9 protein-coding genes are annotated in these 7,754 nt (G+C 62.6%); all 9 read left to right on the plus strand.

From position 1 onward, the window contains the following. Window positions 1-1,194 (plus strand): MMPL family transporter (locus FEM54_RS18770; protein ID WP_477749736.1); only part of this gene is annotated, 1,194 nt, incomplete at its 5' end. Window positions 1,195-1,227: 33 nt separating this feature from the next. Then, a complete protein-coding gene (locus FEM54_RS18775; protein WP_099487812.1) occupies window positions 1,228-2,475 on the plus strand; it encodes an NAD(P)/FAD-dependent oxidoreductase in 1,248 nt (415 codons plus the stop codon). After that, window positions 2,472-3,206: a class I SAM-dependent methyltransferase gene (locus tag FEM54_RS18780; protein WP_138452431.1), complete on the plus strand. Its 735-nt coding sequence runs from the start codon at window positions 2,472-2,474 to the stop codon at window positions 3,204-3,206. The genes FEM54_RS18775 and FEM54_RS18780 overlap by 4 nt, the downstream gene beginning before the upstream one ends. Next, entirely contained in the window at window positions 3,203-3,685 is a 483-nt protein-coding gene (locus FEM54_RS18785) for a hypothetical protein (RefSeq protein WP_138452433.1), read from the plus strand. Before FEM54_RS18780 ends, FEM54_RS18785 begins: the two co-directional genes overlap by 4 nt. After that, a complete protein-coding gene (locus FEM54_RS18790; RefSeq protein ID WP_138452434.1) occupies window positions 3,682-4,848 on the plus strand; it encodes a beta-ketoacyl-[acyl-carrier-protein] synthase family protein in 1,167 nt (388 codons plus the stop codon). The genes FEM54_RS18785 and FEM54_RS18790 overlap by 4 nt, the downstream gene beginning before the upstream one ends. After that, window positions 4,845-5,306: a hotdog family protein gene (locus FEM54_RS18795; protein WP_138452436.1), complete on the plus strand. Its 462-nt coding sequence runs from the start codon at window positions 4,845-4,847 to the stop codon at window positions 5,304-5,306. Before FEM54_RS18790 ends, FEM54_RS18795 begins: the two co-directional genes overlap by 4 nt. Then, window positions 5,303-6,031, plus strand: coding sequence for a 3-oxoacyl-ACP reductase FabG (gene fabG, locus FEM54_RS18800; protein ID WP_099548055.1), 729 nt, complete (start codon window positions 5,303-5,305; stop codon window positions 6,029-6,031). Before FEM54_RS18795 ends, fabG begins: the two co-directional genes overlap by 4 nt. Further along, on the plus strand, window positions 6,031-7,257 hold the full coding sequence (locus FEM54_RS18805; RefSeq protein ID WP_138452438.1) for a beta-ketoacyl-ACP synthase: 1,227 nt from the start codon (window positions 6,031-6,033) through the stop codon (window positions 7,255-7,257). Before fabG ends, FEM54_RS18805 begins: the two co-directional genes overlap by 1 nt. Before the next feature lie 26 nt (window positions 7,258-7,283). Beyond that, on the plus strand, window positions 7,284-7,703 hold the full coding sequence (locus tag FEM54_RS18810) for a hypothetical protein (protein WP_017138558.1): 420 nt from the start codon (window positions 7,284-7,286) through the stop codon (window positions 7,701-7,703). Window positions 7,704-7,754: the final 51 nt, after the last annotated feature.

The following is a 7,754-nucleotide window of genomic DNA, read 5'->3' on the forward strand; positions in this document are numbered from 1 at the left end:
TCCGCCGCCGGTTTAGTCGGAGCCTACCTGTCGGCGGTGTGCCTGCTGCCCGCGATGCTCAAGGGTGTGGAGCTGCGCCCGGCACAGTGGCCGCTGCGGATTGCCGAATGCCTGTGGCTATTGCGCGCCGCGCTGCTCAAGCGCGTGCCAAGCCCGGTGCTGCTGGCACTGTTGCTGCTGTTTTGCGCGGGCGGCCTGTGGCACTTGAACAGTAAAAATGATATCCGCCAGTGGATCGGTGCCCCGCCGCAATTGCTGCAAGAAGCGCAGGCCGTGGCGCGCATCACTGGTTTCCAGCCCACCAGCCAGTTTTTCCTGGTGCGCGCCGACAACCAGCAGCAGTTGCTGGAACGCCAGGCCGCCCTGGGCGAACGCCTGGATCAGTTGGTGAACATGGGCAAGCTGCAAGGCTACCTGGCGCTCAACCAACTGGTGAGCCTGCCGGCTGAGCAGCAACACCTTCGTGATGCGCTGAACAACCTCGCGCAGCACTGGCAGCCGCTGCTGGACCTTGGCGTGCCGGCCAGCGCGCTGCAAGCCGAAGTCACGCAACTGCAAGCGCTGCCCACCGAAGACATCGATGCCGCGCTGGTTGGCCCATTGGCTGAGCCTTGGCGCACCTTGTGGCTGGGGCCGGTAAACGGCGGCGTGGCGGCGATGGTCAGCCTGCAAGGCCTGAACAACCCGGCGCTGTTGCGTGTGCAAGCGCTGGACTTACCCGGCGTGCAACTGGTTGACCGGCTGGGTGATTTGAACCGAGTGTTTGCCGACACGCAGATCAGCGCGGCTGAGTTGAAGCTGATGTCGTGTGTGCTGATCGTGCTGTTATTGATTATGCCGTTCGGTGTTGGCGGTGCCCTGCGCATCGTCGCCCTGCCACTGCTCGCGGCGCTGTGCAGCCTCGCCAGCCTCGGTTGGCTGGGCCAGCCGCTGACCTTGTTCAGCCTGTTCGGCCTGCTGTTGGTCACCGCCATCAGCGTCGACTATGCGATCTTGATGCGCGAGCAGATCGGCGGCGCGGCCGTGAGTCTTTTAGGTACGCTGCTGGCAGCACTGACGACCTGGTTGTCGTTTGGCCTGCTGGCGGTGTCGAGTACACCCGCCGTGAGCAATTTCGGCCTGTCGGTCAGCCTCGGCCTGGCGTTCAGCTTTATGCTGGCGCCTTGGGCCGGGCATCAGAAGCACGCCTTATGAATGTGTTAATCGCCAAAGTGGCAAGGAGCCCTCGTGCCCACAGTTGAAATGGAACGTCGCCAGGTGGTGGTGATTGGTGCCGGGCCATCCGGCGCTATCGCCGCCGCGCTGTTAAAGCGCAACGGGCATGATGTATTGATTATCGAGCGCGAGCATTTCCCACGCTTCTCGATTGGCGAAAGCCTGCTGTCGCACTGCATCGACTTTATCGAAGAAGCCGGCATGCTCGACGCCGTACAGGCCGCGGGTTTCCAGGTAAAAACCGGCGCGGCGTTCGCCTGGGGCGAGCGCTACAGTGCGTTTGATTTCGGTGACACCTTCAGCAACGGCAAGCCCACCACCTTCCAGGTGCAGCGCGGCGAGTTCGACAAGTTGCTGGCTGATCAAGCGGCGCTGCAAGGCGTAGAGATTCGCTATGGCGAAAGCATCGTCGGTGTGGATTTCGCCGGTGAAAGCCGCTACCTGCACGTGCGTCGCCAGAATGGCAGCGAGTATCACCTCAAGGCCAAGTTCGTGCTCGATGCCAGCGGCTACGGCCGCGTGCTGTCGCGCCTGCTGGACCTGGAAGCACCGTCGAATTTCCCGGTGCGCCAGGCGGTGTTTACCCACGTTGAAGATCACATCACACACCCAGGTTTTGATCGCAGCAAAATCCTCGTCACCACTCACCCGACCCAACGCGATATCTGGTTCTGGACCATCCCGTTCAGCCATGGCCGCTGCTCGGTAGGCGTGGTGGCGGCAAAAGAACATTTCGACGGCCGCGACAGCGACCTCGACGCCTGCCTGCGCGGTTTCATCGCTGAGACGCCAAGCCTGGCGGGCGTGCTGCAAAACGCCGTGTGGGATACGCCCGCGCGTACCCTCGCCGGCTATTCGGCCAACGTCAAAACCCTGCACGGCCCGGGCTTTGCGCTGCTGGGCAATGCGGCGGAATTTCTCGACCCGGTGTTCTCTTCCGGCGTGACCATCGCCATGCGATCGGCGAGCATGGCCGCAGCGCTGTTACATCGCCAACTCAAGGGCGAAACCGTCGACTGGCAAACCGAGTTCGCCGAGCCGCTGAAACGCGGGGTCGACACCTTCCGTTGCTATGTCGAAGGCTGGTATGCAGGCACCTTCCAGGACGTGATTTTTCACCCAGGCAGCTCGCCGGAGATACGCCGGATGATCAGTTCGATCCTCGCCGGTTACGCCTGGGATGAGCGCAACCCGTTTGTCAGCGAGCCCAAACGGCGGCTGCGGATGTTGTCTGAAATTTGTGCGGGTGAGCCGGTATGAGTAGCCAATACCTGAGTAAAAACTACGTCGAAGAAACCAAATTCGGCTTCTGGTTCCTGCGCAGCCACACTTGGCAGCACCATGTATTGCGCGTGGCGATCAACGACCTGCGCGGCCTGTTCACCGACCCGCTGCCGGTGGCGCCGGTGCTGCTGGACGCCGGTTGCGGCCAGGGCAAGTCGTTCCAGTATTTGCAGCAGGTGTTCGCGCCACAGCGCCTGATCGGCCTGGATGCCGACCCGCACAGCCTGGAGCTGAGCCAGGCAGAAGCCAAGCGCCAAGGCTTGGCCATCGAGCTGATCGGCAGCGACTGCGCCACACTGCAGGTGCCGGACGCAAGCGTGGATATCCTGTTCTGCCACCAGACCTTTCACCATCTGGTGGAACAGCATCGCGCCTTGAAAGAGTTCTATCGCGTACTCAAGCCGGGCGGCTATCTGCTGTTTGCCGAATCCACCGAAGCCTATATCGACACTTGGGTGATTCGCTGGCTGTTCCGCCACCCGATGCATGTGCAGAAAAGCGCTGAAGAATATCTGGAGATGCTGCGCGAGCAGGGTTTTGAGTTCGGCCCACAGAACGTTTCGTACCCGTATTTGTGGTGGAGCCGCTCCAGCGATTTCGGCCTGCTGGAACGCTGGGGCCTGCGCAGCCCACCACCGGTTGGCCAGCGCGAAGAAACGCTGGTCAACTGCGTGGCGCGTAAACCTGTAGCGAGCGCCGAAACATGATTCGTATGCTGTTGATGGGTTGCCTGTTGCTGCTGAGCGCCTGCGTCAGCCAGCCGCCGCTGCCCGAAAAAACCCCGGCCCTGGCCTTGCCCATGCAACTGCACGTGCAGCGCCGCGCCGACGGCCAAACCCAGGATTGGCTGCTGGTGATCCAGCGCGAAGGCACAGCCATTCGCTGGTCGATGATGGACCCGCTGGGCATTCCCCAGGCCCGGCAAAAGCTGATCAATGGCCAGTGGCAGGCCGACGGCTTGCTGCCGCCCAATCCGCAGGCGCGTGAGTTGTTTGCGGCGCTGTTGTTTGCGCTGACCTCGGCCGATGACATACCCACGCTGTACCCGCGTGCCCAGGCGATGGACCTGACGCGCACGCTGCCGGGGCATTGGCAGATCGTCTATCAGTCCTCCGAGGTGTTCAGCGTGAACATGGCGGGCCAGCCGTTGAGCTACCGCATCACCCCACTGGGGGCGGCGCGATGACGGCTTACCTGAATGCCCTGGGCGTGATCTGCGCCCTGGGCCGCGGCCAGGCTGAAGTCAGCCGCAGCCTGTTTGCCGGCGATTGTTCCGGCATGCGCGCCGAAAGCGGTTGGGTGCCAGAGCGCGTGCTGCCGGTGGGCGGCGTGCGCAGCGAGCTGGTGGCAATCCCGGCTGACCTACGCCCGCAGAGCAGCCGCAATAACCAGTTGCTGCTGGAAGCGGCCTTGCAGATTGAAACCGAGCTGCGCCAGGCAATCCACACCCATGGCGCCTCGCGGGTTGGCATTGTGCTGGGCACCAGCACCTCGGGCATCGATGAAGCCAGTCGCGGCATCGCGCATTACCTGCGTGGGCAGCAGTTCCCGGGCGACTATGACTACCAGCAACAGGAACTCAGCGCACCGGCGAATTTTCTCGCTGACTGGCTACAGGTAAGCGGCCCGGCCTATGTGATTTCTACTGCCTGCACTTCCAGCGCCCGTGCGCTGATGAGTGCCCAGCGCCTGCTCGACCTGGGTGTGTGTGATGCGGTGATCTGCGGCGGTGTCGACAGCCTGTGCAAGCTGACGCTGAACGGCTTTACCGCGCTGGAAGCGGTCGCCAGCGAACGCTGCAATCCGTTTTCGGTGAACCGCAACGGCATCAATATCGGCGAAGCGGCAGTGCTGTTTCTGATGACCAAAACACCTGCGCCGATTGCCTTGCTCGGCAGCGGCGCCAGTTGCGATGCGCACCATATCTCCGCGCCAGAGCCCAGCGGCAAAGGTGCGTTGCAGTCAATGCGCAAGGCCTTGGCCAGCGCCAAACTTGAACCGGAACACATCGGTTACCTGAACCTGCATGGCACTGCCACCCAACACAACGACGCCATGGAAAGCCTGGCCGTCGCCAGCCTGTTTCCTCAAGGCGTAGCGTGTTCGTCGACCAAGCCCATGAGCGGCCACACCCTCGGTGCCGCAGGCGCGCTGGAAGCGGCGTTCTGCTGGTTGAGCCTGATGCATGACCGTGTGCCGCCGCATGTGTGGGACGGTCAAGCCGATCCGACGCTGCCCGCGCTGCAGTGGGCACAGACCGGCGACACCTTGAAAAAACGCTGCCTGATGAGCAACTCGTTTGCCTTCGGCGGCAATAACGTCAGCCTGATAATCGCGGAGGCCCCATGATCGATTGGCCACTCGCCGAACTGCTGCCCCACGCGGGCGACATGATCCTGATCGACCAGGTGCTGTCGTTCGATGAAGAGCAGGTTCACACCCGCGCCACCGTCAAGCCCGGCGGCCTGTTCAACCGGCCGGACGGCGGCCTGCCAGCCTGGGTCGGCATCGAGCTGATGGCGCAAAGCGTCGCCGCCTATGCCGGCTGCCACGCGCGTCAGAACGGCGAGGCAGTGGAACTGGGTTTCCTGCTCGGCACGCGCAAATTCGAATGCAACGTGGAACACTTCCCGGCCGGCGCCGAGCTGCGCATCCACGGCCTGCGCTCGCTGGAAGACGACAACGGCATGGGTGTGTTCGAATGCCACCTGACCGGTGACGGTATCCAGGCCAGCGCACGTTTGAACGTATTTCGACCGCCCCAGGCGGCCAATTATTTAGATGAATCGAAGGACTCAACGCCATGACTGAATCCGTACTGGTCACCGGCTCCAGCCGTGGCATCGGCCGCGCCATTGCCCTGCGCCTGGCCCAGGCCGGGCATGACATCGTGCTGCATTGCCGCAGTGGCCGCGCTGAAGCGGACGCGGTAAAGCTCGAGATCGAGGCGCTGGGCCGCAAGGCGCGGGTGCTGCAATTTGATGTGGCGGATCGTTTCAGCTGCAAGGAAATCCTTGAGGCCGACGTGGAGCAATATGGCGCCTATTACGGCGTGGTGCTCAACGCCGGCCTGACACGCGACGGTGCGTTCCCGGCCCTCTCCGAAGACGATTGGGATGTGGTGATGCGCACCAACCTGGATGGTTTCTACAACGTGCTGCACCCGGTGATGATGCCGATGATTCGTCGTCGCGCCGCTGGCCGTATCGTTTGTATCACGTCGGTTTCCGGTTTGATCGGCAACCGTGGCCAGGTCAACTACAGCGCCTCCAAAGCCGGTTTGATCGGCGCGGCCAAGGCGCTGGCTATTGAACTGGGCAAGCGCAAGATCACCGTCAATTGCGTCGCCCCAGGCTTGATCGACACGGCGATGCTGGATGAAAACGTGCCGGTCGAAGAACTGATGAAGATGATCCCGGCGCAACGCATGGGCACCCCGGAAGAAGTCGCCGGGGCAGTGAATTTCTTGATGTCGGCCGAGGCCGGCTATATCACGCGCCAAGTGCTGGCCGTGAATGGAGGCCTGTGCTGATGAAGCGCGTCGTCGTCACCGGCATGGCCGGCATGACCTCCCTGGGCAGCGATTGGGACACCATCGCCGCCAACTTTCGCGCCAACCGCAGCGGCATCCGGCGCATGGATGAGTGGGACCGTTTTACCGAATTGAACACGCGTCTGGCCGGGCCGATCGACGACTTTGTCGTGCCCTCGCACTGGACGCGCAAGCAACTGCGCAGCATGGGCCGCGTGTCGCGCCTGGCGGTGTGGGCGGCGGAACAGGCGTTGCGGGATGCCGGGTTGCTCGGCGACGAATCGATCAAGGACGGGCGCATGGGCGTGGCCTGTGGCTCATCCACCGGCAGCACCGATGAGATCAAGGCGTTCGGCAATATGCTGCTGAACTCGGTGGCCGAGGGGCTGAATGCCAACTCCTATGTGCGCATGATGCCGCACACCACGGCGGCGAATATCAGCATCTTCTTTGGCCTCACCGGGCGGCTGATCCCGACCTCCAGCGCCTGCACCAGCGGCAGCCAGGGCATTGGTTACGCCTACGAGGCGATCAAGTTCGGCCGCTTGCCGTTGATGCTTGCCGGCGGCGCCGAGGAATTGTGCCCCACCGAAGCCATGGTGTTCGACGCGCTCTACGCCACCAGCCTGAAAAACGATGCGCCACAGACCAGCCCACGCCCTTACGACAGCGGCCGCGACGGCCTGGTGATCGGCGAAGGCGGCGGCATGCTGGTGCTCGAAGAACTGGAGCACGCCTTGGCACGCGGCGCGCACATCCACGCCGAACTGGTCGGCTTCGGCAGCAACGCCGACGGCCAGCACACCACACGCCCAGAGCAGAAAACCATGCGCCGCGCCATGGAGCTGGCCCTGGAAGATGCCGGGCTTGAGCCATCCGCCATCGGCTACGTCAATGGCCACGGCACCGCCACCGACCAGGGCGACATCGCCGAGACGCTGGCCACCAGCAGCCTGTTCGGCAGCCGCATGCCGATCAGTTCGCAGAAGAGCTTTCTGGGCCACACCTTGGGCGCGTGCGGCGCACTGGAATCGTGGTTCAGCATCGAAATGATGAACCGCGACCAGTATGTGCACACCTTCAACCTGGATGCCGTCGACCCGCAATGCGGCGAGCTGGATTACCTGCAAGGTGGGTTTCGCGAGATGCACAACGACTACGTGATGAACAACAACTTTGCCTTTGGCGGCGTCAACACTTCGCTGATCTTTCGCCGCTGGTCCTGATTTTTTAATTGACTGGAGAAAACGGAATGTCTTCCTTGCTACGCGCCACCCTGATCACTCTGGCTTTGCTGACCACCGCCGGTTGCACCAACAAACCCGTGCTAAACACCCAGCACGATTTGCCGGTCACGGCCCAGCTCAGCGAAGAAAAAATCAAACAGGTGATCGTCGCGGCCCTGCAAAAACGCGAATGGACCGTGCAACGCCTGAGCCCGCAACTGGTGCAGGCCGAAATCACTGTGCGCAACCAATTCCACGCCGAAATCGATATCCGCTACACCCGCACCAGCTACGCCATCACCTACCGCGACAGCCGCGACCTGGGCTACAAGGACGGCAAGATCCATCGCAACTACAACCGCTGGGTGAGCATGCTGGATCGCGACATCATGGCGGGCTTGCAGAGTGCGGGTATCAATGGCGTGGAGGCTTTGAAACAGAACTGAGGCTTTCGCATCCAAATGTGGGAGCTGGCTTGCCTGCGATGCAGGCGCCTC

The sequence above is a fragment of the Pseudomonas edaphica genome (assembly GCF_005863185.1).
GTDB classification, from domain to species: Bacteria; Pseudomonadota; Gammaproteobacteria; order Pseudomonadales; family Pseudomonadaceae; genus Aquipseudomonas; species Aquipseudomonas edaphica.

Excerpts from the sequence above, each read along its gene's own strand:
- FEM54_RS18795 (WP_138452436.1), top strand. The coding sequence starts at position 4,845 with ATGATCGATTGGCCACTCGCCGAACTGCTGCCCCACGCGGGCGACATG.
- FEM54_RS18785 (WP_138452433.1), top strand. The coding sequence starts at position 3,203 with ATGATTCGTATGCTGTTGATGGGTTGCCTGTTGCTGCTGAGCGCCTGC.
- FEM54_RS18810 (WP_017138558.1), top strand. The coding sequence starts at position 7,284 with ATGTCTTCCTTGCTACGCGCCACCCTGATCACTCTGGCTTTGCTGACC.
- fabG (WP_099548055.1), top strand. The coding sequence starts at position 5,303 with ATGACTGAATCCGTACTGGTCACCGGCTCCAGCCGTGGCATCGGCCGC.
- FEM54_RS18780 (WP_138452431.1), top strand. The coding sequence starts at position 2,472 with ATGAGTAGCCAATACCTGAGTAAAAACTACGTCGAAGAAACCAAATTC.
- FEM54_RS18790 (WP_138452434.1), top strand. The coding sequence starts at position 3,682 with ATGACGGCTTACCTGAATGCCCTGGGCGTGATCTGCGCCCTGGGCCGC.
- FEM54_RS18805 (WP_138452438.1), top strand. The coding sequence starts at position 6,031 with ATGAAGCGCGTCGTCGTCACCGGCATGGCCGGCATGACCTCCCTGGGC.